Below are 24944 nucleotides of genomic sequence, written 5' to 3'. Positions count from 1 at the left end.
GCTGGTCAGGGCTTTTGCCGCGCCTCGTCCCTAGGGCGGGCGACAGTGCGCTCTCTACCATCGCGCCGGACAGAACGAGGGAGAGACGCGATGTCGAAGAGAAGTGCGGTGGTGGCGGCCCTGCTCGTGGTCCTCGGGCTGCTCGTCGCCCGGCCCGCCGAGGCGGCGGCGGTGCGGATCATGCCTCTGGGCGACTCGATCACCGGGTCGCCCGGCTGCTGGCGGGCCCTGTTGTGGAACAAGCTGCAGAACGGCGGCTTCACCAACATCGACATGGTCGGGACGCTGCCCGCCCAGGGATGCGGGGTGGCGCACGACGGTGACAACGAGGGCCACGGCGGTGCCCTGGTCACGAACGTCGCCGACCAGAACCAGCTCCCGGGCTGGCTCTCGGCGACCCGTCCCGACATCGTGATGATGCACTTCGGCACCAACGACGTGTGGAGCAACAGGTCCACCGGCACGATCCTCGCGGCCTACAGCAAGCTCGTGGACCAGATGCGGGCGAGCAACCCGAACATGAAGATCCTGGTCGCCGAGATCATCCCGATGAACCCGAGCACCTGCCCCGAGTGCGCCCAGCGAACCGTCGCCCTGAACAACGCGATCCCGGGCTGGGCCGCTTCGAAGACCACGACGGCCTCCCCGATCGTGGTCGTCGACCAGTGGACGGGCTTCAGCACGAGCACGGACACCTACGACGGCGTGCACCCCAACGACAACGGCAACCAGAAGATGGCGGACACGTGGTATCCGGCGCTGTCGGCGCTGCTCAGCGGCGTCCAGCCGTCCCCCAGCCCGAGCCCGACGCGCAGCCCCAGCCCCAGCCCCTCGCCGACCCCGTCTCCCGCCCCGACCCGGTCTCCGTCCCCGTCCCCGTCTCCGTCCCCCTCGCCGTCGTCCGGTTCCTCGGGCTGCAGCGCGACTTACACGATCATCAACCAGTGGGGCGGCGGCTTCCAGGGTGAGGTCACGGTCAAGAACACCGGCACCTCTCCCGTCAGCGCCTGGACCGTGACCTGGACCTTCGCCAACGGGCAGCAGGTCACCCAGGCGTGGGGCGGCAAGGCCACCCAGAGCGGGGCGAGCGTGACCGTGAAGAACGAGAGCTGGAACGGCTCGCTCGGCGCCGGCGCGAGCACCGCCTTCGGCTTCATCGCCTCCTGGAACTCCGCCAACTCGGCCCCCACGCCCGCCTGCGCGACCGCCTGACCCCCATCGGTCCGGGCCGCCCCCAAGCGGCGGCCCGGACCGGCTCCGTCATCGGTAGCCGGTGACGTCGGCGGGGCGGCCGGGGTCCTGGACCTCCACCATGTAGCGCCAGCAGTCGGGGCGGCTGCCGTCCACATCGGTGAAGCCGTACACCTGGGCCAGCCGGCCGCTGGACAGGGACTGCCCGTTCCAGCGGCTCACCTCCGGGTCGGCGGCCAGCGCCACGACCGCGCGTCCCACGAAGGCGGGTGTCTCGGAGATGGCGAAGTGCGGCTGCTTGGCCAGCGCGTCGCGCCAGTTGGCCTCGGTCACGCCGAAGTGCTCCAGCATGAGCTCCGAGCGCAGCCAGCCCGGCGTGAGCGACACCGCGGTCGCGCCGTGCGGCGCCAGCTCCTTGGCCTGGGCGAACGCCATGCGGTTGACGGACGTCTTCGCGAGGTCGTAGAAGAACGAGACGCGGTAGTTGGCGGCGTTGTATTCCGCCGTGCCGTCGGTGACCTCGACCACCAGACCGCCCGGCCTGCGGATCAGCAGCGGCAGCGCGTAGTGGCTGGTGATGATGTGGGTGTCGATCGCCAGCCGCAGGATGCGCAGGCCGTCGTCGAGCGAGTGCTCCCAGAGCCGGTCGCTCCAGCTGAACAGCAGCTCGCCGCCCCAGATGTCGTTGACCAGCACGTCGAGCCCGCCCTGCTCGGCGTCGATCCGCTCCACGAGAGCCCGCACCTGCTCGCGGTCGAGGTGGTCGACCGGCACGGCGATCCCCCGCCCGCCGGCGGCGGTCACCAGCTCCGCCGTCTCCTCGATCGTCTCCGGCCGGTTCATCTCCGAGCGCCGCTCGCGGGTGCTGCGGCCGGTCACGTAGACCGTCGCCCCCGCCGCGCCCAGCTCGACCGCGATGCCGCGTCCGGCGCCCCGGGTCGCCCCGGCCACCAGTGCGACCTTCCCCTCCAGACTGCTCGTCATGAGACGACATGCTGGCACCCGCCACCGACAAAATCGCGTCCCGCGGCTTGGTCGCGATCCCTGGGGGCAGCGGCGTGCTTTCAGCTAGGGTGCTGATCGCGATCCCGGAGGAGGACGGCATGAGCGAATATGCGGCGACTTTTCAACTTATCGACGCCGACGGGGACGGGCGGATCTCCGCCGAGGAGCTCGTACGCCTGATGGAGGTGCTCGGTCGGCCGCTGACGCCGCAGGGGGCGCAGGGCGCGATCGACCGGGTCGACGCGGACCGCGACGGCCTGATCAATCTGGAAGAGTTCGGCGCCTGGCTGAGCGGCCAGCAGCGCTGAGCGGCGGTGAAGAGCGGTGAAGAGCGGTGAGTGGCGTTTGAGCGGGCGCTGAAAGGCCACGACGAGTTCTGGGGCGCGGTGCCGGCGGGTGTCGCGAGGCTGCTGCGTCCCCGCGTCGGCGACGTCGCGGACCGGGTGATCGCGGAGATCCAGCGGCGGGTGCCCGAATATGCCCGCCCGGAGGACGAGCTCTACATCAAGGTCCTGCGGCTGTCGGTCAACCAGGCGCTGCAGGGGTTCCTCGAACGCATCGAGAACCCGCGGGCGCCGTGGGACCCCGAGATCTTCCGGACGATCGGCAGGGGCGAGGCCGCCGAAGGACGCGACCTCGAACCCTTCCAGACCGCGATGCGGCTGGGGGCGCGGGTCGCGTGGCGGCGGCTCACCGAGCAGTCCGAGCAACTCGGCCTCGATCCGCGGACGCTGTACGACCTGGGCGAGGCCATCTTCGTCTACCTCGACCAGCTCGCCGACGCGGCCGCGGAAGGCTTCGCCGAGGCACGGGCGCACGCGGCGGGCGAGATGGAGCGCCGCCGCCGGCGGCTGCTCGACCTGCTGCTCACCCGTCCCGCGGCCTCGCCGGAGGCCGTCGCCGACCTGGCCAGGGCGGTCGGCTGGCGGCTCCCCCGCACGGTCGCCGGAGTGGCCCTGGAGGAGGGCGACGGCGGTTCTCCCCTGCCGGTGCTGCCGCCCGACGTGCTGACCGGGCTCGACCGCAACGTCCCGTGTCTCGTGGTGCCGGACCCCGGCGGCCCCGGGCAGGTGCAGGCGCTGGAGAAGGCCCTGCGCGGCTGGCGGGCCGCGATCGGCCCCGCCGTGCCGCTCGCCGCCGCCGCGAACTCGCTCGGCTGGGCCAGGGAGGCCCTCGACCTCGGCACCCGCGGCGTCCTGCCCCGGCGGGGACTGCTGCGCTGCGCCGACCACATGGCCACGCTGGTCGTCTTCAAGGACGAGGAGCTCGTGGCCGCCCTGGCGGAGGTGCGCCTCGCGCCCCTCGCCCACCTGCGCCAGACGCAGCAGGACCGCCTGGCCGAGACCCTGCTCGCCTGGCTGCGCCACGGCCGGGGCGTCGCCGAGGTCGCCGCCGCGCTCCACGTCCACCCGCAGACCGTGCGCTATCGCCTGCGCCAGATCGAGCAGCTGTACGGCGACGCCCTCGCCGACCCCGACGTCCGGTTCGAGCTGGAGATCGTCCTGCGCGCCCGCCAGGCCCGCCGTGACCCGCCCGGCGTTTAGGACCCGGTGTTCAGGACCCGGTGTTCAGGACCCGGCGTTCAGGACCCGGTGTTCAGGACAGGCTGCCGCCGCTGGTGCGCAGGCCCCGGGTCGCCTGCCGCTCGTGCAGGCCGAACCGCGCCTCCGGCTCCCGCGTGCCGTCGAGGATCTCCGTGACATATCCGGCCAGGACCGGGGCGTGCTTGAAGCCGTGCCCGGACTCGCCGCCGAGCAGCCAGACGCCGTCGTCGATCTCGGCGATGATCCATTCGGCGTCCCTGGTCAGCGAATACTGACAGACCTGGCTGAACACCACCGGCGCGCCCACCAGCGAGGGGAACCGCCTGGCCAGATAGGCGCGGGCCTGCTCCTCGGTGTGCCGCAGCACCCGCCTGCCGCCGCTCTCCGGGTCGTACGGCTCGCCCTCGGCGTCGCCGGTGATCTTCATTCCCATGCCGTCCAGGTCGCCGTGCCCGTAGGCCGACAGGTCGTAGTCGCAGAACGCGGGCAGCGGCGGCGTGGTCCAGTCCCTGGGCACCCCGAAGTGGTAGGTGTCCTGCCGCGTCACCTCGACGTGCCCCACCTCGTGCGGGAACAGCCGCGGCAGCCACGCGCCGCACGCCCACACCACGCGGTCCGCCGTCAGCACCTCGCCGTCCGCCACCACCCCGGCCCCTCGTCCGTACGGCACGGCACGGGCGCGGACCTGCCGTACGCCGGACGCGGCGGCCAGGCGCGCGGTCACCTGCGTCGCCCGCCGGGCCCGCAGCACGCCGGCGTTCGGCTCCCACAGCACGAAGGCGAGGTCGTCGCCCCGCAGACCGGGGAACCGCCGCGCCGCCTCGGCCGGGTCGAGCAGCTCATGGGGGATGTCCAGCCGCTCCAGCACGTGGGCGCTGCGCGCCTCCCAGCCGTCCGGGTCACGGGCGAACCACATCAGCCCCGACTCGACGAACAGCTCCTCGCCGGTCCGCTGCTCCAGCCCGCGCCAGGCGTCGCGGGCCTGCCAGGCCATGCGGGGATACCAGTCGTCGGAGCCGTGCGCGCAGCGCAGCAGCCGGGTCTCCCCGGCGCTGGCCTGACGAACGTGACCCGGCGCGTACTGCTCGACGAGCGTCACGCGCCAGCCCTCGTCGGCCAGCCGCAGCGCTAACGACGCCCCCCAGATCCCCGCCCCCACGACGATCGCCGACTTCATCCACCGCTCCTTGATCGCGGACCGACACCTGCCGACGTAGGCTACGTCGAATGCGGGCCTCGCCTACAGACGCTTCGGCGCGGCGATAATCGGAGACATGATGGCGGCCGAATCGGCGCAGACGCTCGAACGGGGTTTACGGCTGTTGCGGCTGCTCGCCGACGCGAACCGGGGCCGCACGCCGACCGAGCTCGCCCAGGAGCTCGGCCTGAGCCGGCCGATCGTCTACCGGCTCCTGACGACCCTGCAGGCCGAGGGTTTCGCCCGGCGGGACGCGCACGGCCGCGTGCATCTGGGTTTCGGGGTGCTCGTGCTGGCCCAGGCCGTGCACCCCCTGCTGCGGGCGACGGCGCTGCCGGCGCTGCGCGCGCTCGCGGAGCAGGCCGGGGCTACCGCGCACCTGACCGTGGCCGAGGGCGACGAGGGCCTGGCGGTCGCGGTGGTCGAGCCGTCGTGGACCGACTTCCACGTCGCCTACCGAGAGGGTTCCCGCCATCCGCTGACGCGCGGCGCGGCCGGGCTGGCGCTGCTCGCGCTGCGCGAGGGCCGCACGGAGCCGCCGCTGCACACGAGCAGCGGACACCTCCAGGAGGGCGCGCAGGGCATCGCCGCGCCGATCCCGGGCCTGCCGTGGCTGGAGGCTTCCGTGGGCCTGGTCAGCTTCGCCGACCTCGACGCCGACAAGGTGGGCCCGCTGGTCCTGGAGGCCGCCTGCCGCCTCACGTCCGCCCTGTCCGAACCCCCGCGCTGACCGTCACGTCCGCCCTGTCCGAACCCCCGCGCTGACGGTCACCACTTCAGCAGCCGCGGTTCGCCGAACAGCGTGTTGTCGACCACCACGTCGACTCGCGCCAGCGGATCGGCCTCCGCGATGTAGAGGCGCTCGGCGGGCAGATAGCGGTGCAGGTGCAGCGCCTCGGCCTCGGACCCGGCCCAGTCCTGGTCGCGTTCCGCTCCGCGGCGCACCGAGGTCTCCGGAGACACCTCGATCCAGACGCGCAGGTCCCAGTACGCGTCGATCTCCGGGCGGAACGCGAACACCCCGTCGACGATCGTGATCGCGCCGGGCGCGGCGGCCGTCCGCACCGAGGAGTGGTCCACCTGGGTGAGCGGGTCGATGGAGCACAGCGCGACGTCCCCCGAGCCGTCCGGACCCGCCGGTTCGAGCAGCAGGGCGATCGCGGCGTCGTAGTCGTAGGCGTTGCGGTAGTACCCCTCGCCCGACTCCCGGTCGTACAGGTGCCGGTCGCGCCACGGCCGCTTGAAGTCGTCGAGGCTCGCCCGCAGCACCTGGCGGCCCGCTCCGGCGAGGTGCTCGGCGAGCTCGTGGCCGAAGCTCGTCTTCCCGGCCGCCGTGAGCCCGTCCACGCCGACGCGCAGGCGCCCCTCGCCCAGGGCCAGCACGCGTTCCGCCACCCGCCGGACCAACGCCGTACGCGCGGGGGAGACGGGCACCGGCGTCGGCTGCCGCCAGGTCGAGACGGACACGTGGATCTCCGCGGTTGTGCTCATGGCCCACAGCTTGACATTCCCGACCGCGTGGCGAATCGTCGTACATATATAGGACACTCGCGTCCGATAAACGGACAAGCACGGGAGGTGTCATGCCGTACTACCGCGTGGTCGGGGAGGTGCCGCCCAAGCGCCACGTGCAGTTCCGCGCACCCGGCGGCGGGCTGTACAAGGAGGAGCTCATGGGAGAGGAGGGCTTCTCCTCCGACTCCTCGCTGCTCTACCACCGCTATGCGCCGACCGCCATCGTCAAGGCCGAGGCCGTGGACGCGGGAGCCCCGGGGCTCACGCCCAATCTGCCGCTGTCCCCGCGCCATTTCCGCACCCGGGACCTGACGCCCGACGGCGACCTGGTCTCCGGGCGCATGCTGCTCGCGGGCAACGCCGACGTCCGCATCTCGTACGCCGCGACGGACGCGCCCAGCGAGCTGTACCGCGACTCGATGGGCGACGAGTGCGTCTACATCGCGAGCGGCCGGGCCCGGTTCGAGTCGGCGTACGGCGCGCTCGACGTGGCCGAGGGCGACTACGTGGTGATTCCGACCGGGACGATCCACCGGTGGGTGCCCGAGGGCCGGGTGACTGCGCTGGTGGTGGAGGCGTCCGGGCACATCAGGCCGCCGAAGCGCTACCTGTCCCAGTTCGGCCAGTTCCTGGAGCACGCGCCCTACTGCGAGCGCGACCTGCGCGCGCCGGACGAGCCGCTGCTCGTGGACGGCGAGGAGGTCCCGGTGCTGGTCAGGACGCGGGGCGGGCTGACCAGGCTGACCTACGCCCATCACCCCTTCGACGTGGTGGGCTGGGACGGCTGCCTCTATCCGTACGCGTTCAACATCCGGGACTTCGAGCCGATCGTGAAGCGCACCCACGCGCCGCCGCCGGTGCACCAGACGTTCGAGGGGCCGGGCTTCGTCGTCTGCTCGTTCTGTCCACGGCCGCTGGACTTCCACCCGGAGGCCGTGCCGATCCCGTACAACCACCACAACGTGGACTCCGACGAGTTCATGTTCTACGTGGGCGGCGACTACACGGCCAGGAAGGGGTCCGGCATCGACGTCGGCTCGATCTCGCTGCACCCGGCCGGCTTCACGCACGGCCCGCAGCCGGGCGCGGTGGAGGCCGCCGTCGAGGCCGTACGGCAGGGCCACACCGAGACGACCGAGATGGCCGTCATGATCGACACCTTCCGCCCGCTCGACCTCGGCCAGGCCGCCCTCGCGTGCGAGGACACCGACTACGCGTGGACGTGGGCGCGGTGAGCTTCGGGCTCGACAACCTGCCGTACGGGGTGTTCTCCCGGCCCGGCGAGCCCCGCAGGGTCGGCGTCCGGGTCGGGGACCACGTCCTCGACCTGGCGGCGGCCCTCGGCGGGGACGTCTACGCGGCGCCCAGCCTCAACCCGCTGCTGGCCCTGGGCCGTCCGGCCTGGCGGGAGACGCGGGCGCGGGCACGCGACGCGGCGGCCACGGGCGACCACCTGATCCCGCTGTCGGAGGTGACCCTGCACCTGCCGGTCGAGGTGGCCGACTACGTCGACTTCTACGCCTCGCTTGAGCACGCCTCGAACCTCGGGCGGATCTTCCGCCCGGACGACGAGCCGCTGAAGCCCAACTGGCGGCACCTGCCCGTCGGCTACCACGGGCGGGCGGGCACGGTCGTGGTCTCCGGGACGCCGATCAGGCGGCCATGCGGCCAGCGGCCGTCGTTCGGCCCGTCGCAGAAGCTCGACATCGAGGCGGAGGTCGGCTTCGTCGTGGGCGTGCCGACGCGGCTCGGCGAGCGCGCCGGCGCGTTCGAGGACCACGTCTTCGGGGTGGCGCTCGTCAACGACTGGAGCGCGCGCGACATTCAGGCGTGGGAGTACGTGCCGCTCGGGCCGTTCCTGGGCAAGTCGTTCGCCACCACGATGTCCGCGTGGATCACGCCGCTCGACGCCCTGGAGGAGGCCAGGGTCGAGGGCCGGTCACAGGAACCCGAGCCGCCCGCCTACCTCCGCAGGCAGGCGCCCTGGGGGCTCGACCTCACCCTGCGCGTGGAACTCAACGGCGAGACGGTCTCGACGCCGTCGTTCCGCGACATGTACTGGACGCCCGACCAGATGCTCGCCCACCTGACGGTGAACGGCGCGAGCCTGCGCACCGGCGACCTGTTCGCGAGCGGCACGGTCTCGTCGGTCGGGCAGCCGGGTTCGCTCATCGAGCTGACCTGGAACGGCGCGGACCCGGTCAAACTGCCCGGCGGGACCCGGACCTTTCTGGATGACGGCGACACCGTCACGATCACCGCCTGGACCGCAAGCGGGGTCAGCCTCGGCGAGGTCTCGGGGAAGGTCCTTCCGGCGACTTAGCGTATTTCTGTCGTCACCCATCGCTATCTTGGGTGCCCGTGAAGCCACGCACCCTGCCTCCCGCCGCCCGCGCCCTGCTCGCGGTGCTGCTCGTGGCCTGTCCCGCGCTCGCCGCGGGCTGTGCCGTACGCGTGCCGCCCGCGCCGCGCATCACGATCAGCCCGGCCGACGGCACGGTGGCGGTCCCGCCGGACGCGGCGCTGGTCGTCAGGGCCGAGGGCGGCAGGCTGACCAGCGTGCTGGCGTTCGCGGGGCGGGATCCGGTGCCCGGCGCGTTCGATCCGGGCCACACCGTGTGGCGGTCGTCGTGGACGCTGCGCCCCGGCACGCAGTATGTCGTCAACGCCGTCGCGACCGGGCCCGAGAGTGTCACCGCCCAGGTCGCCGGCCGGTTCCGCACGCTCACCCCGCGCCACGAGGTCGCCGTCGCCTCGGTCGTCCCGTCCGACGGGGAGACCGTCGGGATCGGCATGCCGGTCATCGTGACGTTCACCCGGCCGGTCGAGGACCGCGCGGCGGTCGAGCGGGCGCTGGAGGTCCGGAGCCCGGCCGAGGGCGCCTGGCACTGGACAGGCTCCACCCAGGTCGTCTATCGGCCGCGCACATGGTGGCCGACCGGCGCCGACGTGCGCGTCACCGCCCATCTCGCCGGCGTCCGCGCCGCCCCCGGCACGTACGGCTCCGCCGACCGGAGCGTGGCCTTCACGGTGGGGCGAGCCATGATCAGCACGGTCGACACCCGCACTCACCAGATGGTGGTGCGGGAGGACGGGAAGCCGGTCCAGCGCATGCAGATCAGCGCCGGCAGGGCGACCACCAGGGAATACACGACCACGAGCGGGATCCACCTGACGATGGACAAGGGCAACCCCGTCCGCATGGTCTCGCCGGGCCGCCGCAAGGGCGAACCCGGCTACTACGACAAGCTCATCGACTACGCCGTGCGGATCTCCAACAGCGGCGAGTACGTCCACGCGCTGGACAACGTGTGGGCGCAGGGCCGGGTGAACGTCAGCCACGGCTGCGTGAACGTCCGCCCCGACCAGGCGCGCTGGTTCTACGAGCACGCGCTGCGCGGCGATCCCGTCGTCGTCACCGGCACCACGCGCGAGCTGGAGTGGAACAACGGCTGGGGCTACTGGCAGCTTTCCTGGCCCCGATGGCTGGCCGGCAGCGCCCTCCGGCTCGAGGACGCCGAGACCCCTGCAGCCACCTCTTGACAGAGGTCGTCGCATGCGAGTCAGCGTCCTGCATTACGGTCGAGGCATGGCAGTAGCAATCGACTTGACCCTTTACTGCGAGAACGCGCGGCTCGTCGCCGAGTTCTGGAAGACGGCGCTCGGCTACGTCGACGAGATTCCGGCGGCCGGGCACGCGACCAGTGAGGAGTCCCTCCCGCGGTTCGACCTGCCGGCCGGGGGCGCCGAGGACGACGGGGCCTACCTCCGCGACCCCGAGGGAAACGGCCCCCGGCTTTCCATCCTCCGGGTCCCCGAGCGGAAGACGGCGCAGAACCGGCTCCACATCGACGTCCGCGTGCCGGGGGACGGCACGCCCGCCGACCGGTGGGAGCGGATCAGGACGGAGGCCGCCCGGCTGGTGCGCGCCGGCGGCACGATTCTGGAGGCGTTCGACGATCACATCAGGATGGCCGACCCGGAGGGCAACGAGTTCCGCGTCACCGCTTTCCCTGAGTGAGGCCAGGGGTCCGCTGCGTGAGGCCCGGCCTCTGGGACAACGCGACCTAACGCGTTAGGTTTGAGGAGGAACCCCACCCGAGCGGTGTTCGTTCATCGCTATGGAGGCGGCAATGGACCCCTGGATCATTTGGCTCATCCTGGCGGCGGCACTGGGCGTGGCGGAGATCTTCACGCTGACCGCGTCATTGGGGCTGCTGTCCATCGCGGCTCTGCTCACGACCGCCGTCGCGGCCGTCGGGCTGCCGCCCGCGCTCCAACTGGTCGTGTTCGTCATCGCCTCCGCCGCCGGCCTCGCCGGAGTGCGCCCGATCGCGCTCCGGCACATCAAGCAGCCGCCGCCGAAACGCTTCGGCGTGTCCGCGCTCGTCGGCAAGTCCGCGTACGTGACCAGAGAGGTCACCGGCAGGGACGGCCGGGTACAGATCGGCAGCGAGGAGTGGTCGGCCCGTGCCTACGACGAGACGCTCGTGATCCCGCCGGGGGCCACGGTAGACGTCATAGAAATCGAGGGCGCCACGGCCCTCGTATATCCCCGGGAGTGAGCATGGACGCTGCACTGATCGCCGGAATCGTCATCGCGTTCGTCGCGATCCTGACGGTGCTGCGGGCGGTCCGGATCGTGCCTCAGGCCAGAGCCGGCAACGTCGAGCGCCTGGGCAGGTACTACCGCACGCTGGGCCCCGGCCTGAACTTCGTCATCCCCTACATCGACCGGGTCCGCCCGCTGCTGGACCTGCGCGAGCAGGTGGTGTCGTTCAAGCCGCAGCCGGTGATCACCGAGGACAACCTCGTCGTGGACATCGACACGGTGCTGTATTTCCAGGTCACCGATCCCCGGGCGGCGGAGTACGAGATCGCCAACTTCATCCAGGGCGTCGAGCAGCTCACCGTGACGACGCTGCGCAACGTGGTCGGCGGCATGGACCTGGAGAAGACGCTCACCTCTCGCGACATGATCAACAGCCAGCTCCGCGGCGTGCTGGACGAGGCCACCGGCAAGTGGGGCATCCGGGTCAACCGGGTCGAGATCAAGGCGATCGACCCGCCGAAGACCATCAAGGACGCCATGGAGAAGCAGATGCGCGCCGAGCGGGACAAGCGCGCGGCGATCCTCACCGCCGAGGGCCAGCGGCAGTCGCAGATCCTCACCGCCGAAGGCGAGAAGCAGAGCGCGATCCTGCGCGCCGAGGGCGAGCGCACCTCCCAGATCCTCAAGGCCCAGGGTCAGTCGCAGGCGATCGACGAGGTGTTCCAGGCCGTGCACCGCAACGACCCCGACCCCAAGCTGCTCGCCTACCAGTACCTCCAGGTGCTGCCCCAGCTCGCCCAGGGCCAGGGCAACACGATGTGGGTGATCCCGAGCGAGGTCACCTCGGCGCTCAACACGTTGTCCAAGGCCTTCACCGAGTCGCTGCCCGCGAGCCGGGCCACCGTGACCGACGGCAGGGAGCACGAGCGGAGGACGGCGGGCAGCGAGGCGGTCGCCGAGGCCGAGCGCGCCGCCGCCGAGGCCAAGGCCGCGGCCGAGGACAGCGAGCTGGGGCCGCGCCAGATCGAAGCCGGTCGCCCCGGCCTCGGCACGGACGGCATCCCCTCCCCCGACCCGGCCCACGCCGTACGCCCGGACGAGCAGGCCTGACTCCCGGACGGCCACACCCCGCCCTGTTGCGGCTCCCCAGCCCCTCGGGGGCGGGGAGCCGCGTCGGCGGGATCACACCATGGCCAGGTAGGCGGCGAGTTCTTCCGCGGAAGACGTGGAGATTCCCACGTATCCGTCCGGCCGTACGAGGGTGTGCCGCTCGCCGCCGTACGGCTCGGCCGGCGCGTACGCGCGCACCTCGGGACCACCGGGGACGCGCGGAGCGGGGTCGGGGGACAGCAGGGTGAAGTGCGGGCCCCGCAGCAGGTCGAACATGCGGGCCCGCGTGCCGTCCGCCAGCGTCAGCGGGCCGTCCGGCACCCGGTCGCCGCCCCGCCGGGCGAGCGAGCCGCCCCGATAGCTCAGCGAGAGCTGGTAGGTGTCCTCTCCGCGTTTGTAGGACCTCTTGTCGGCGAGATCCACGCTGAGGCCGAGCACCCGGGCGGCGACGGGCCTGCGCTCCTCCTCGTAGGTGTCCAGCAGTGTCTCCGGCGCTCCCTCGAGCACCCTGGCGAGCTTCCAGCCCAGGTTGTAGGCGTCCTGAACGCCCGTGTTGAGCCCCTGCCCGCCCGCCGGCGGGTGCACGTGGACGGCGTCCCCGGCCAGGAAGACCCGCCCGGACCGATAGCGGTCGGCGAGGCGGATGTTGACCCGATAGAGGGAGGACCACAACAACTCGGTCAGGCGCACCCGGCGCAGCATGGACCTCTCGGCGAGGATCCGCTGATACGCGGGCAGCGTCTGCTCCGGCGTGCTCCCCGGCTTCAGCGTGGCGATCATCTGGAAGGTGTCGGTGCCGGCCATCGGATAGAGCGCCACCATCCCCCGGCCCGGCCGCACCCAGACGTGGATGTGATCCCGGTCGAGCCCCTCGGCCCGTACGTCGCCGAGGGCCATCCGCTGCTCCTCGCGGGTCTCGCCGGCGAAGCCGATGCCGAGGGCCTTGCGCACCTGGCTCCTGCCGCCGTCCGCCGCGACGAGGTAACGCGCCCGCACGCGCTCTCCCGTGCCGAGCCTGGCGCTCACCCCGTCCGCGTCCTGCTCGAAGCCGGTCAGCGCACTGCCCTGCTCCACCTGCCCGCCCAGCTCGGCCAGGCGCTCGCGCAGCACCGCCTCGGTGCGCCACTGCGGGTGCATGAGCACCGTCGGGTACGGCACGGCGTCCGTGGCCGCGGCGGACTTGTGCATGCGAGCCCGCCAGATCGGCACGGCGCCCATCCTCACGTGCAACGGCGGGTAGGGCGTCGCCGCAGCCAGGATCGGGCCGATCACCCCGAGGTCGTCGAAGACCTCCTGCGTACGAGGTTGCAGGCCCTTCCCCTTGGAGCCGGCCACGGGCTCGGGCGACTCGTCCACGATGCGGGAGGCGACACCACGGCGGGCCATGTCCACGGCGAGGGTGAGCCCGGTGGGCCCGGCTCCGACGATCAGTACGTCCGTGTTCTCATGCATGCCCCGACCGTGACAGGCCGCTCTGCCAAATCCCTGTCACGCGCCTGCCACGCCTCTGCCATCCCGGTCCGATCTTGATTCGCCTGGACCGACCACCAGGGCAGCAAAGAGTAGTGTGGTGAATACCCATCGTCGCGTAAGGTCGGCTCGTGTTGTGGGCCTTCGTTGATGAGAGCTGCCGGGTGCGTGCGGACGACGACTGCGTCTATGCCTTGGCTGCGGTTGTCCTTCCTTCCAGCGGGCTTGAGCACGTCAGATCGTTGATGGACGCTCTGCGGTACGGGAAAGCCCCGACGGTGCATTGGAGGACGGAGCGGACGCCTCGCAAGTCAGTGATCGCGGAGGCAGTGGCGTCCATTGATTTCGCCTCGATGGTGGCGGTCAGCCTGCACGACATGGGCAGCCGTCCGGAACGCGCCCGGCGGCACTGCCTGCTTCGATTGCTGCCCGAACTGTCGGCACGCAATGTCGGGACGGTGGTCTTCGAGTCGCGCAGGACGCAAGACGCGCATGACCGCGCGATCTTGACAGTGCTTCGCCGACACGGCCAGGTCGCCGCGGGGATGACGGTCAGGTGGGAGCGAGCCAGCTCGGATGCCGCGTTGTGGGTCGCTGACGTCCTCGCCGGCATCGTGACAGGGTGGCTGGGCGGGGAGAACCTGTGGTGGCCTCTGTTCGAGAAGCGTGTCACTTTCCTGGAAGCAGGAGAAAACCACCGGTGAAAACGCGAACGCCGGGCTCCCGATTCCATCGGGGGGTTCCCGGCGTCACTTCCGCATCCCAGGGGATGCGACACACACAGTATCCGGATACTGCCTTTCCGCTGTCAAGCGCGCCGTCTCGCGGCGTGAGGCAGCGAGCGCTCCAAATTCCCGTGACGACTGTCGTCGCTGTACGTGAGGAGTGAGTTGACGGGTACCCGATCAGGGGGACTACTGCTGCCGGACACGTGAGGGGAAGGCCTTGACCGGGTGCGTGGACATCTCCGGGGACGGTGAGCGGTTCCCCGCCGCTCCGCCGAGACGGGGTGCGCGCACCGGTGCCTGACCGGTTGAGCAGCGGGGTCCCCGCGGATGGGGCGCCCGGCAGGCACGGGCAGGAGGTCGCGGACCCTCGCCGCTGGAAGGCGCTGAGCGTGTGCCTGATCGCCGGTTTCATCACGTGGCTGGACATCAGCATCGTCAACGTGGCGCTGCCCTCCATCCGCGTCGCGCTGGACGCCCCGCCGAGCGCCCTGCAGTGGGTGGTGTCGGGATACGCGTTCGCCTTCGGACTGCTGTTGGTGCCTGCCGGGCGGTTCGGTGACACGCACGGCCGGCGCAACGTGTTCCTCTTCGGCGCGGCCCTGTTCACCCTTGCCAGCGCCGCCGCCGGAGCCGCCCCCGCACCGGGTTGGCTGATCGTGGCGCGGGTCGTACAGGGGGCGGCAGCGGGAGTGGTCGCTCCGCAGCTCACCGGTCTGATCCAGCAGCTTTTCCAGGACGCGGAGCGCGGCCGGGCGTTCGGCCTGCTGGGTGCCACGATGAGCATCTCGACCGCGGTCGGCCCGCTGCTCGGCGGCCTGCTCATCCGGTTCAGCGGTGAGCGTGAAGGGTGGCGGCACGTCCTACACGTCAGCATACCCATCAGCCTCATCGCCATGATCTTGGCGTACCGGTACATCCCCGGGCGGCCGGCCGGGAAGCGGCGGCGGGAAAGCATGGACCCTGTGGGAGTGCTGCTCCTGGCCGTCGGCGTCCTGCTGCTGATCCTCCCGCTCGTGGAGGGGCGCGCATGGCCGGGACAGAGCAAGTGGCTGCTGATACTGGCCGGGGCCGTCGTGCTCACCGGCTTCGTGGGCTGGGAGCGCTGGTATGGGAAGCGCCACGACCCGATCGTGGATCTCTCCTTGTTCCGCAGGGGCTCGTATGCCCTCGGCACCCTGCTCGCGCTGCTCTACTTCGGCGGATTCACCGCGATCTTTTTCATCATCACCCAGTATCTGCAGGAGGGCCTGCACTACTCCGCGCTGCGAGCGGGCTGGGTGAGCGCGGCATTCGCGCTGGGGTCGGCGCTCAGCGCCGCGTTCGGCGGCCGGGTCGTCGTCCGGTTCGGCCGCCCGCTGGTCGTGTTCGGGCTGGTGCTGGTCACGCTCGGGTTGGGCGCCACCGAACCCGCCATGCGGCTGGTCGCGGGCCAGAACGTGGCCTGGGCGATCGCGGCGCCGTTGTTCGTCGCCGGGGTGGGCAACGGCCTGATCGTCTCGCCCAACCAGACGCTGACCCTGTCGGCTGTGCCGGTCGCCGAGGCCGGGGTCGCCGCCGGCATGTTGCAGATGGGACAGCGCATCGGCGCCTCCATCGGTATCGCGGCGGTGGGCTCGGCCCATGGCATCTACGCGGCGTCGTTCCAGCAGGCACTGCTGGTCAACATCGTGTTCGTGCTGGCCGCGCTGGCCGCCGGGGTCGCCGACGTGTTCGTCGAGCGCCGCGCCGAGCGGCGGCCCGGATGAGGCATCCGGGCAGGACAGCCTGTGGATAACCGAACGGACCGTTGACCGGACCGGGATTGTCCGCCTGTCCGACCGGACCATAGCGTTGTGAATATGTCGTCTTGTCGCTGGCTGGGCCGCCGTGGACGTACACGGGAGTAGCCCCGCGCTGCGCGAACAGCCGACTCTCGTCGAGAAGGCGCGCCCGATCGCACTGCTGCTCGCCCGCGTCGGCCTGGGCACCGTCTTCATCGCGAACGGCTGGGAGAAGTTCGCGATGACGGGCATCGGCGGCACGGCCGCATTCTTCGAATCGGTGGGCGTGCCTCTCCCCTGGGTGTCGGCCGTGGTGATCGCGACCTTGGAACTGGTGGGAGGCGTGGCACTGGTGCTCGGGCTGCTGCTGCCCGTTTTCGGCACGCTGCTCACGCTCGACATGCTGGGAGCGATCGTCTTCGTCCACGGCGCCAAGGGCTTCTTCATCGCCGACGACGGCGTCGAGTTCGTGTTGGCCCTCGCGGCGGCCAGCCTCGCCATCGCCTTCAGCGGAGGAGGCGCCCTCGCCGCCGACAACCTGTGGCAGGGCCGCAAGGCGAAGGTCTTGGAACACACGTCGCGGTGACGCCCGCGGACGTAGCCGAGGCTTGACGACACCCGGGCTCCGCCGGCACCACCGCATGCCCACGGAAAGGATGGCGATCCTGTGACCGAGCCCATCTACCCCAGGGCCACACCTGAGATCGCGGGGTGGCGCAGGCGACTCGCCCCGGACATCCACGAGGCGTTCGACAACTTCGGCCGTGCCGTGTTCGCCGACGGAGCGCTTCCGGAGAAGACGAAGCAGCTGATCGCGGTGGCGGTCGCGCACGTCACCCAGTGCCCGTACTGCATAGACGGGCACACCCGTCTGGCCCGTCACAAGGGGGCCAGTCCTGAGGAAATCATGGAGGCGATCTGGGTGGCCGCGGAGTTGCGCGCCGGCGGCGCCTACGCGCACTCCACCCTTGCCCTGCACGCGATGAGCGAAGCCACGCCGGACAAGGGCGACTCCTCCGCTCGCTGAAGGGGGCGGCCTCTCGCTGGTGCGGCGCCCACGACCTCTGTCGTGAACGTCGACGGACAGGCGCCGGGCCGCTTCCGCGGCGGCGCGCGCGTTCACGTGCGCTCAGGAGGCGGCGAGGGTGATGCGGTCGGCGAAACGGGCGTAACGCGACAACTCGTCGCGTGCCGGGGCGACGATGAGCTCCTCGGCGACCTGTTCGATGCCGGCGCGCAACGCCTTGGCGGCTCTGCGGGCCCTGCGCCGCCCTCCGGCCCAGGCGAACACCCGGCACAGCCCCGCGATCAGCAGCCCCGCCAGCGCGCCGCCCAGCAGGAGCACGGTCGGCCAAGGCGCGCGGCCGAGGGTGGGGGTGGGCAGCCCGGGCAGCATGAGGTAGTCCAGCGCGAAGCGCACGAGCAGCCAGATCGCGCCCACGGCCATCGCCGCGACGGTCAGCCACTGCGCCGCCCCCGCCACGCGCCACCATCGAGGGGCTCTGGAGACACGGCCCGAGGTCGCCGCCGCGACGATGCGGTCGAGGGCGTCCGTCAGCTCCTCCGACCGCGACCGCGCCGCGTGCCGTACGGCTGTCGCCCACGGCTCGGGCACCGTTGCCGCGGCGGCGGCCCCGACGTCGCGAAGGGCGGTGTCCACGGCGGAGACCTCCACGGCGGTGGCCGCGGGCAGCGAGGAACGGGCGCCCTTGGCCAGGTGGAGACGGCGCAGCGGGTCGGGCCGCAGCTTTCGCAGCCAGCGCGTCACCGGCCAGCCCGTCGCGGCGATCGAGCGGTGCCGATGCGACTTCGCGACCGCATCGACCACGGCAGGCACGCCCGCCCCCGTCGAGCCGCCGACCACGGCGAGCAGCGGCGCGTCGATGGCCGACAGGCGGGGCAGCAGGTAGTCGTCGAGCTGCCCGCGCAACTCCGCCAGGACGCGCCGGTCGGCCGCGGCGTCCCCGATTTCCAGGGGGAACAGGTCCTGATCGAGGTGACGCCGCAGGCTCTCCAGAGCAGCGCGCAGCCTGTCGTTTCCCGCCACACCCCCGACCTTCCCTGTGGAAGGCCGCCGAATCAACCGCTCCCGGTGTCAGCCGGTGGGCGTTGCAGTGGGAGTGGGAAGCAGCACCTTGCACTTGTCGTACGCCTTGGCCACCTTGGGGTCCGCCGTGGCGAGACCGCGTACGCGCCCGTCGGCGGGCAGCTCGGCGCCGTTGTCCTTCATGCAGGTGCGGAACGCCTGGAGGGCCTGCGGATCGGCGCCGCGCCGGCCGCCGAACCCGCCCCGGCCGCTGGGCATGAGCGAACGGCACGCCTCGAACGCCTTGCTCATGGCGGGGTCCGCCGACCGGAACCCGCCGAAGCCGCCGCCGGGCCGCCGGCTCGGCCGTCCGCTCGGCCAGGCGCTGGGTCTGCCGCTGGGCCGTCCGTTCGGCATCCCGGACGGACGGCCGGTGGGCAGCGTGACGCCGTTCTCGCGCAGGCAGTCGGTGAACGCGGCCCCGGAGCCGGCGCCGGAACCACCCCCGGCGGCCTGCGTGGTGGCCGTGGTCGGCGTGGCGGCGGCGGTGTCGTCACCGCCGCCGCAGCCGGTCACCGTGACGGCCAGGGCCGCGGCGGCGACGGCGATGGACAGGTAGCGCAAGGGAGATCACCCTAGCCTTTCGTCGGGAGCCTCTCCTTGTGGAGGGCACGCGGGGAGGCGGACGCGGAACACCGCGCCGCGGCCGGGCTTGCTGTCGGCCGTGATGGTGCCGCCGTGGGCCTGGACGAGGGCGGCGGCGATGGACAGCCCGAGCCCCGTGCCGCCGGCGTCCGACCGGCTGCGCGAGGGATCGGCGCGGTAGAACCTCTCGAAGACCCGCTCGGCGTCGCCGGGGGCCAGGCCGGGCCCGTCGTCGGCCACCTCGATCAGGGCCTGCGAGCCGGACACGATCCCCACGCCCACCCGGAACGCGGTGCCCTTGGGGGTGTGCCGCAGGGCGTTGCTGACGAGGTTGCCGACGACCTGGCGCAGCCGCGCCTCGTCGCCGAGCACCCGCACGGGTTCGTCCGAGTCGTCCAGCCGCATCAGGTCGATCTCCCGGTCCGGCGCGAGGGTCTGCGCGTCGAGCACCGCCCCCGCCGCGAGGCTGAGCACGTCGACCGGGCGGCGTTCGAGGGGGCGCTGCTGGTCGAGGCGGGCGAGCAGCAGCAGGTCGTCCACCAGCAGGCCCATCCGTACGGCCTGGTCCTCGATGCGGCGCAGCAGCACGACGGGATCCTGCGAGTTCTGCTGCCGATAGAGCTCGGCGAAGCCGCGGATCGAGGTGAGCGGGGTGCGCAGCTCGTGGGAGGCGTCGGCCATGAACCGGCGCATCCGCTCCTGCGACGCCTCTCGCTCCCGGAAGGCCGTCTCGATCTGGGTGAGCATGCCGTTGATGGACCGGCCGAGACGGCCCATCTCCGTGCGCCGGTGCCGGAGCGGGACGCGCCGCGACAGGTCGCCCGCCGCGATGGCCTCCGCCGTCCGTTCGATCTCCCCCAGCGGGCGCAGGCTGCGCCGTACGAGCCAGTAGCAGGCGACCCCGAGCGCGACGAGCACGGCAAGGCCGACGCCCAGGACGATCACCGCCAGCCGGGAGACCGTGCCGTCGATGTCGTCCAGGCTGATGGCCGCGACGCGGAAGCGGGCGCCGTCGTCCTCGCGTACGGCGATCGCCCGCCACAGCCCTCCCGATGGGCCCTCGACCGTGAACAACCACTGCCTGCGGTCCTGCCGGGGGGTGGGCAGCGCGGGCAGCGGATCGGCGTTCGGCGGCTCCTGGACGGTGCGGACGACCGTGCCGTTCCGGTCGAGCTGGACGATGTAGAACGAGCCGAACTGCCGTGGCGGCCGGAACGCGTTGCCCGTCACCTGGGGCGGAACCGGCGGTTCCACCGGGCGCCGCCCGAAGGCCGTGAGCTGCACGTCGACCCGGTCCACCAGGTAGCCCCGCAGGAGCTGTACGGCGAAGCCGCCGGTGAGCGCGATCGCGAGCGTCACGAGCAGCAGCGTCCCCGCCACGAGCCGCAGCCACAGCGGGGTCCTCGCGACCCGCCGCCGCAGCTCGCGGACGCTCAGCAGGCGCAGCGCGCCGAGCGGGCGCGGCAGCCGGGACCACCGATGGGTGCGGCCGGACGCGTCCGCCTCCGCACCCGCCTCCGCGTCGGTGCCCGTAGCGGTCTTCGCGCCGGCCCTTTCACCAGCGCCGCGGGCCGTTCCGCCGGCGTGGAGCAGGTCACTGACGCGGCGCACGGAGGACATAGCCCACGCCGCGGAGCGTGTGGATCAGTTTGGGCTCGACGGTGTCGATCTTGCGGCGGAGATAGGAGACGTACGACTCGACCACGTTGCGGTCGCCGCCGAAGTCGTAGTGCCAGACGTGGTCGAGGATCTGCGCCTTCGACACCACGCGGCCCTGGTTGACCATGAAGTAGTGCAGCAGCTTGAACTCGGTGGGCGACAGCCGTACGGGGGCGCCGTCCCGCCAGACCTGGCGGGACTCCTCGTCGAGCTCCAGATCGCCGACGCGCAGCCGGGCGGGCGTGGTGTCGCCGCGGGTGCGCCGCAGCACGGCCCGGATGCGCGCGAGCAGCTCCTCCAGGCTGAACGGCTTGGTGACGTAGTCGTCGCCGGAGCCGAGCCCGACGATCTTGTCCTCGTTCGCGTCCCTCGCGGTGAGGAACAGCACGGGGATCCGCCGCCCGGAGGCGTGCAGCCGGTCGGAGACGGCGAAGCCGTCCAGGTCGGGCAGCATGACGTCGAGCACGATCAGGTCGGGGCGCATCTTGCCGGCGATCAGGACCGCGTCGCGGCCGGATGACGCGGTGATCACCTCGAACCCGGCGTAGCGCAGGCTCGCCGACAGCAGCTCCCTGATGTCGGGCTCGTCGTCGACGACCAGCAGACGGCCTTCCCTGATCACGATCCCGTCCTCCGGCCCAGGGCGGCACCCTCGGTGACGGACGTCGCCGCCACCTGGCCCTGCGCGTCGGCGGTCCCCGCGACGGTGACGAAGCTGCCCGGCTTGAGGTCGGAGACCTTCCCCGACCGGGTGACCCGCACCTTGGTGTCGCCCGAGGTCGTCACCGTGACCACGCCGCCGTTCACGGTCTGGACGTAGATCTTGTCGCCGTCGACCAGCTTGACCGTGCCGAAGGTCGCGCCGCCCGGCCCCGCTCCTGCCCGCGCTCCTGCCCCTGTCCCTGATCCTGCCCCGGCGCCGCCGTCCGCACGTCCGGCGCCGCCGCCGGCGAAGCCGCCGCCCCCGCCCGCGCCCCGGGCGAACCCGCCGTTCGCCCCGCCACCTTCGCCGGCCTGGCCGCCCGCGAACGCACCGGCGCCGGCCGCACGGGACGGGAACCGGCCCGGCGTGGAGCCGCCCAGGAGCTTCTGCACCTGGATGCCGAGGAGCAGCCCGGCCACGAGCAGGACGCCTCCGGCCAGGGCGAGCGTCAGCTTCGACCCGCCCGCCCGAGCGGGACGCGCCGCCAGGACCTCCTGGAGGTCGTCGTCGAACGGCGAGGTCTCCAGAAGCTCCTCGGTGTCGTGCCTGCTCACATCCATCTCCCTTCCATGGGTCCGGCCATCACTCGAAGCGGAGGGCTTCGATCGGCCGCAACCCGGCGGCGCGGTTGGCGGGATAACTGCCGAAGAACAGGCCGATCGCGACCGAGACGCCGAGCGCCAGCGCGATCGACGTGGGGACGATCACCGGCTGCACGCCCGCGATGGTGAACTGGGCGCCGACCACGGCGATCAGCACGCCCAGCAGGCCGCCGACGAGGCTGAGCATCGTCGCCTCGGCGAGGAACTGGCCGAGGATCGCGCCCTTGGGCGCGCCGATCGCCTTGCGGATGCCGATCTCCCTGGTCCGCTCGGTGACCGTGACGAGCATGATGTTGGTGATGCCGATGCCGCCGACGAGCAGGCTGATCGCGGCCACCGCGCCGAGCAGGACCGTGAACGTCCCGATCGCCGCGCCGACCGTTTCCTGCAGGGTCTCCTGGTTGAGGATGCGATAGTCGGCGCTCGCCGTGGCGGTGATGCCGTGCCGCTGGTTGAGCACCTCGGTGACCTCGGCCTGCGCGGCGTCCACCGTCTCGGCGCTCTTGGCCTGGACGAGGATCTGTCCCAACGGCCCGAAGCCGGTCAGGCTCTGCTGCACGGCGGGCAGCGGGGCGACGGCCACGTCGTCGGCGTCCTGGAAACCGGACGAGCCGGCCTCCTTGAGCACTCCCACGACCGTGAACGGCACGCCCGACACGGTGATCTGCTTGCCGAGGGGATCGACCGTGCCGAACAGGTCGTCGGCCACCGTCTGCCCGATCACCACGACCTTGCGCGCGGCGAGCACGTCGTCGTTGTAGAAGTACGACCCCTTCGCCACCGGCTTGTTGGACGCCTCGAAATAGCTCGGGTAGGTGCCCACGAGCTGGCCGATCGCGTGGCTCGCTCCCTCGTACGTCGCGGTCTGGGACTGGGCCGTCACGACGGGCGAGACGCTCTTGACCGAGGGGGCGTTCGCCGGGTCGGCCAGCGCCCGCGCGTCCTCGACGGTCAGGTTCTTGGCCTGGGTGCGGGGGCCGCCGTTCTGCCGCCCTGCCCCGCCGCCGCCTCCGCCTCCGCCGACGGCTCGGGCGAACCCCCCACCTCCCCCGCCTCCCGAGGTGGAGGGCGTGATGGTCAGCGAGTTGGCCCCGAGCCGCTGGATGTTCTGCTGGATCTGCCGGGAGGACCCCTCACCGATCGCGACCAGCAGGATCACCGCGGCGACGCCGATCAGGATGCCGAGCATGGTGAGCGCGCTGCGCATCTTGTTGGCGGCCAGGCCGCGCAGGGCGAACCGCAGGACCTCCGCGCCGTTCACGAGGCCACCTCCGCGAGCCGCGGGGGCAGCCCGCCGACCGGCGTGGTGCGCGCGTCCTCCACGATCTGGCCGTCCATGAGGCGGACGACCCGTTTGGCGTGCGCGGCGACCTCCTCCTCGTGCGTGATGACGACCAGGGTCCGGCCGTTCGCGCTGAGGCGGTCGAAGATGTTCATGACGTCCTCGCTGGACTTGCTGTCGAGAGCGCCCGTGGGCTCGTCGGCCAGCAGCAGGGTCGGCGCGGTGACGAGCGCGCGGGCCACCGCCACCCGCTGCTGCTGGCCTCCGGACAGCTCGTTGGGCTGGTGGTGGACGCGCTCGGCGAGCCCGACCCGGTCGAGCGCGGCCAGCGCCCTGCGGCGCCGCTCCGCGGCCTTGACCCCGCCGTACGCCAGGGGAAGCTCGACGTTGGCGAGCGCGCTCATCCGGGGGATGAGGTTGAACGACTGGAAGACCAAGCCGAGCTTGCGGTTGCGGACGATCGCGAGCCGCCGTTCGTCGAGCCCGCCGACGTCGGTGCCGTCGAGGCGGTAGGTCCCGCCGGACGGGATGTCGAGGCAGCCGATGATGTTCATCAGCGTGGACTTGCCGGAGCCGGAAGCGCCCATGATCGCGACATAGTCGCCGCGCTCCACCCGGAGCGACACGCCGCGCAGCGCGTGCACCGCGGTCTCGCCCTCGCCGTACACCTTGGTGACGTGGCGCAGGTCGAGCACGGGTGGGTCGAGTACAGGGCGGACGAGCACCGGAGGGCCGGCCCTCATCGGTTGCCTCCGCCGCGACCGCCGCCGAAGCCACCGCCACCGCCACCGAAGCCGCGGCCGAGCCCGCCTCCGCCGGGAAGCTGGATGCCGCCGCCGCCTCCGCCGGTCGTCGACGCCTGTGGCCGCACCACCTGGTCGCCCTCCTGGAGTCCCGACTTGATCTCGGTGGTCGTGTCGCCCTTCAGGCCGACCTCCACCCGCTTCACGACCTGCCTGCCGTTCTCCAGCACGGTCACCGTGGTCTGGCCGCCCGCCGTCGTGACCGCCGAGGAGGCCACCGTGAGCACGTCGTCGGCCTTGCCCACGGTCACCAGGGCCGTGGCCGTCTGGCCGAGCCGTACGGTGGACGGCACGTCGGTCAGCGAGATCGTCACGGCGTACTGGACGACGTTGTTGTTCGTCTGCGGCTGCGGATCGACCACCGTCACCTTGCCGGCGGCGGTGACCCCGGGGAGAGCGTCGAAGGACACGGTGGCCGCCTGGCCGACCTTGATCCTGCTGACGTCGGCCTCGGTGAAGTCGCCCACGATCTGCAGGCGGGCGGGGTCGGCGATGTCGATGAAGCCGCCGGACCCGCCCGACGCGGCCGAGCCGCCCTGCGACTGCCCCAGGCCGCCCTGGGAGGACCCGCCGGATCCGCCGCCGGACGCGCCCGAGGAGCCGCCCACGGCCCCGTTGACGGCCGTGACGACCCCGGCGAAGGGCGCCTTGATCACCGTGCCCGCCACAGCCCGCTTGGCCGACCGGTAGGCGTTCCTCGCGTTGATGTACTGCGAGTAGCCCGAGGCGGTCGAGGTGTCGGCCTCCTCGGCGGCGTCCAGGCTCGCCTTGGCCGCCTCCAGACTCTCCTGGGCGGCCGTGTCGTCGATGCGCGCGAGCACCTGTCCCTTCTTGACCTTGTCGCCGCTCTCGACCAGGACGGACTCGACGGTGCCGTTCGTACCGAAATCGAGGGCGCGCGTCCTGGCGCTCTCGACGGAACCGGAGGCCGATACCGAGGCGAGCACGGTCCCGCGGGTCACCCGGGTCGTCAGCGGCACGGCGCCGTCTCCGGAGGAGCCGCCTCCCACGGACGCCCAGGCCGCCGCGATCCCGCCGAGCAGCAGTACCACCAGGACACCGTTGACGATCAATGTCCTGCGCTTCGTCGACAGCTTCACGACGTCGAACCATGGCAAACCCCGCTTCGGGCAACCTAGGCCGATGCTGAG

The 24944-nt window shown here is 72.0% G+C and carries 26 protein-coding genes; 14 read left to right on the top strand and 12 right to left on the bottom strand.

Annotation, left to right across the window (positions count from 1 at the left end; all coding sequences use genetic code 11):
• Positions 1 to 90: 90 nt before the first annotated feature.
• Entirely contained in the window at positions 91 to 1212 is a 1122-nt protein-coding gene (locus FLX08_RS15575) for a cellulose binding domain-containing protein (RefSeq protein ID WP_142619555.1), read from the top strand.
• A 48-nt stretch (positions 1213 to 1260) separates the two neighbouring features.
• Here the strand turns inward: FLX08_RS15575 and FLX08_RS15570 are convergent, their stop codons facing one another.
• Positions 1261 to 2175 carry an SDR family oxidoreductase gene (locus tag FLX08_RS15570; protein WP_142619554.1) on the bottom strand — a complete coding sequence of 305 codons (915 nt, stop codon included), beginning with the start codon at positions 2173 to 2175 and terminating at the stop codon, positions 1261 to 1263.
• 8 nt (positions 2176 to 2183) lie between these two features.
• Here FLX08_RS15570 and FLX08_RS15565 point away from each other — a divergent pair, with 8 nt between their 5' ends.
• Together FLX08_RS15565 and FLX08_RS15560 are read left to right on the top strand one after the other, a co-directional pair.
• Positions 2184 to 2504: an EF-hand domain-containing protein gene (locus FLX08_RS15565; RefSeq protein ID WP_341874331.1), complete on the top strand. Its 321-nt coding sequence runs from the start codon at positions 2184 to 2186 to the stop codon at positions 2502 to 2504.
• Positions 2505 to 2534: 30 nt separating this feature from the next.
• Complete coding sequence (locus FLX08_RS15560) at positions 2535 to 3740, top strand: PucR family transcriptional regulator (RefSeq protein WP_244312668.1); 1206 nt, start codon at positions 2535 to 2537, stop codon at positions 3738 to 3740.
• A 52-nt stretch (positions 3741 to 3792) separates the two neighbouring features.
• On the opposite strand, the gene FLX08_RS15555 is transcribed toward FLX08_RS15560, so the two are convergent.
• On the bottom strand, positions 3793 to 4917 hold the full coding sequence (locus FLX08_RS15555; RefSeq protein ID WP_142619553.1) for an NAD(P)/FAD-dependent oxidoreductase: 1125 nt from the start codon (positions 4915 to 4917) through the stop codon (positions 3793 to 3795).
• A gap of 97 nt (positions 4918 to 5014) precedes the next feature.
• Here FLX08_RS15555 and FLX08_RS15550 point away from each other — a divergent pair, with 97 nt between their 5' ends.
• The gene (locus tag FLX08_RS15550; RefSeq protein ID WP_244312667.1) at positions 5015 to 5668 is read left to right on the top strand and encodes a helix-turn-helix domain-containing protein; all 654 of its coding nucleotides are present in this window, start codon (positions 5015 to 5017) and stop codon (positions 5666 to 5668) included.
• 38 nt (positions 5669 to 5706) lie between these two features.
• Here the strand turns inward: FLX08_RS15550 and FLX08_RS15545 are convergent, their stop codons facing one another.
• The gene (locus FLX08_RS15545) at positions 5707 to 6429 is read right to left on the bottom strand and encodes a nucleoside/nucleotide kinase family protein (RefSeq protein WP_142619552.1); all 723 of its coding nucleotides are present in this window, start codon (positions 6427 to 6429) and stop codon (positions 5707 to 5709) included.
• A 92-nt stretch (positions 6430 to 6521) separates the two neighbouring features.
• On the opposite strand from FLX08_RS15545, the gene FLX08_RS15540 reads away from it, so the two are divergent.
• The 6 genes from FLX08_RS15540 (at position 6522) to FLX08_RS15515 (ending at position 12115) form a co-directional block, all read left to right on the top strand.
• The gene (locus FLX08_RS15540) at positions 6522 to 7688 is read left to right on the top strand and encodes a homogentisate 1,2-dioxygenase (RefSeq protein ID WP_142619551.1); all 1167 of its coding nucleotides are present in this window, start codon (positions 6522 to 6524) and stop codon (positions 7686 to 7688) included.
• On the top strand, positions 7670 to 8776 hold the full coding sequence (gene fahA, locus FLX08_RS15535; RefSeq protein ID WP_244312666.1) for a fumarylacetoacetase: 1107 nt from the start codon (positions 7670 to 7672) through the stop codon (positions 8774 to 8776). The genes FLX08_RS15540 and fahA overlap by 19 nt, the downstream gene beginning before the upstream one ends.
• Positions 8777 to 8814: 38 nt before the next feature.
• Entirely contained in the window at positions 8815 to 9996 is a 1182-nt protein-coding gene (locus FLX08_RS15530; RefSeq protein WP_244312665.1) for a L,D-transpeptidase, read from the top strand.
• Positions 9997 to 10042: 46 nt separating this feature from the next.
• On the top strand, positions 10043 to 10474 hold the full coding sequence (locus FLX08_RS15525) for a VOC family protein (protein ID WP_142619550.1): 432 nt from the start codon (positions 10043 to 10045) through the stop codon (positions 10472 to 10474).
• 112 nt (positions 10475 to 10586) lie between these two features.
• Positions 10587 to 11018, top strand: a complete 432-nt coding sequence (locus FLX08_RS15520; RefSeq protein WP_142619549.1) for an NfeD family protein — start codon at positions 10587 to 10589, stop codon at positions 11016 to 11018.
• 2 nt (positions 11019 to 11020) lie between these two features.
• Positions 11021 to 12115, top strand: a complete 1095-nt coding sequence (locus FLX08_RS15515; protein ID WP_208761480.1) for an SPFH domain-containing protein — start codon at positions 11021 to 11023, stop codon at positions 12113 to 12115.
• 72 nt (positions 12116 to 12187) lie between these two features.
• Here FLX08_RS15515 and FLX08_RS15510 read toward each other — a convergent pair whose 3' ends face one another.
• The gene (locus FLX08_RS15510; protein ID WP_142619547.1) at positions 12188 to 13567 is read right to left on the bottom strand and encodes an FAD-dependent monooxygenase; all 1380 of its coding nucleotides are present in this window, start codon (positions 13565 to 13567) and stop codon (positions 12188 to 12190) included.
• Between the two features lie 149 nt (positions 13568 to 13716).
• Between FLX08_RS15510 and FLX08_RS15505 the strand changes: the two genes are divergently transcribed.
• From FLX08_RS15505 to FLX08_RS15490, 4 genes are all read left to right on the top strand, one after another.
• Positions 13717 to 14289, top strand: coding sequence for a DUF3800 domain-containing protein (locus FLX08_RS15505; protein WP_142619546.1), 573 nt, complete (start codon positions 13717 to 13719; stop codon positions 14287 to 14289).
• Between the two features lie 317 nt (positions 14290 to 14606).
• Positions 14607 to 16058 (top strand): MFS transporter, encoded by a 1452-nt coding sequence (locus FLX08_RS15500; RefSeq protein ID WP_244312664.1) that lies wholly within the window; start codon positions 14607 to 14609, stop codon positions 16056 to 16058.
• 121 nt (positions 16059 to 16179) lie between these two features.
• Complete coding sequence (locus FLX08_RS15495; RefSeq protein WP_244312663.1) at positions 16180 to 16659, top strand: DoxX family protein; 480 nt, start codon at positions 16180 to 16182, stop codon at positions 16657 to 16659.
• A gap of 81 nt (positions 16660 to 16740) precedes the next feature.
• Complete coding sequence (locus FLX08_RS15490) at positions 16741 to 17100, top strand: carboxymuconolactone decarboxylase family protein (RefSeq protein ID WP_208761479.1); 360 nt, start codon at positions 16741 to 16743, stop codon at positions 17098 to 17100.
• Positions 17101 to 17202: 102 nt separating this feature from the next.
• Here the strand turns inward: FLX08_RS15490 and FLX08_RS15485 are convergent, their stop codons facing one another.
• From FLX08_RS15485 to FLX08_RS15450, 8 genes are read right to left on the bottom strand one after another with little or no spacing between them, the layout of a single operon-like run.
• A complete protein-coding gene (locus tag FLX08_RS15485) occupies positions 17203 to 18120 on the bottom strand; it encodes a hypothetical protein (protein ID WP_142619545.1) in 918 nt (305 codons plus the stop codon).
• A gap of 48 nt (positions 18121 to 18168) precedes the next feature.
• Positions 18169 to 18723: a hypothetical protein gene (locus FLX08_RS15480; RefSeq protein WP_142619544.1), complete on the bottom strand. Its 555-nt coding sequence runs from the start codon at positions 18721 to 18723 to the stop codon at positions 18169 to 18171.
• A 6-nt stretch (positions 18724 to 18729) separates the two neighbouring features.
• Positions 18730 to 20355 carry a sensor histidine kinase gene (locus FLX08_RS15475; protein WP_244312662.1) on the bottom strand — a complete coding sequence of 542 codons (1626 nt, stop codon included), beginning with the start codon at positions 20353 to 20355 and terminating at the stop codon, positions 18730 to 18732.
• A complete protein-coding gene (locus FLX08_RS15470; RefSeq protein WP_425280625.1) occupies positions 20339 to 21025 on the bottom strand; it encodes a response regulator transcription factor in 687 nt (228 codons plus the stop codon). Before FLX08_RS15470 ends, FLX08_RS15475 begins: the two co-directional genes overlap by 17 nt.
• Complete coding sequence (locus FLX08_RS40645) at positions 21022 to 21660, bottom strand: hypothetical protein (RefSeq protein WP_167530428.1); 639 nt, start codon at positions 21658 to 21660, stop codon at positions 21022 to 21024. Before FLX08_RS40645 ends, FLX08_RS15470 begins: the two co-directional genes overlap by 4 nt.
• A gap of 28 nt (positions 21661 to 21688) precedes the next feature.
• Entirely contained in the window at positions 21689 to 22969 is a 1281-nt protein-coding gene (locus FLX08_RS15460) for an ABC transporter permease (protein ID WP_142619541.1), read from the bottom strand.
• Positions 22966 to 23733, bottom strand: a complete 768-nt coding sequence (locus tag FLX08_RS15455) for an ABC transporter ATP-binding protein (protein WP_142619540.1) — start codon at positions 23731 to 23733, stop codon at positions 22966 to 22968. The genes FLX08_RS15460 and FLX08_RS15455 overlap by 4 nt, the downstream gene beginning before the upstream one ends.
• Positions 23730 to 24893, bottom strand: a complete 1164-nt coding sequence (locus FLX08_RS15450; protein WP_142619539.1) for an efflux RND transporter periplasmic adaptor subunit — start codon at positions 24891 to 24893, stop codon at positions 23730 to 23732. Before FLX08_RS15450 ends, FLX08_RS15455 begins: the two co-directional genes overlap by 4 nt.
• Positions 24894 to 24944 lie beyond the last annotated feature (51 nt).

Source organism: Microbispora hainanensis (assembly GCF_006874475.1).
In the GTDB taxonomy this organism is placed as follows: Bacteria; Actinomycetota; Actinomycetes; order Streptosporangiales; family Streptosporangiaceae; genus Microbispora; species Microbispora hainanensis.
This window is presented reverse-complemented; position numbering and strand designations above follow the sequence as displayed.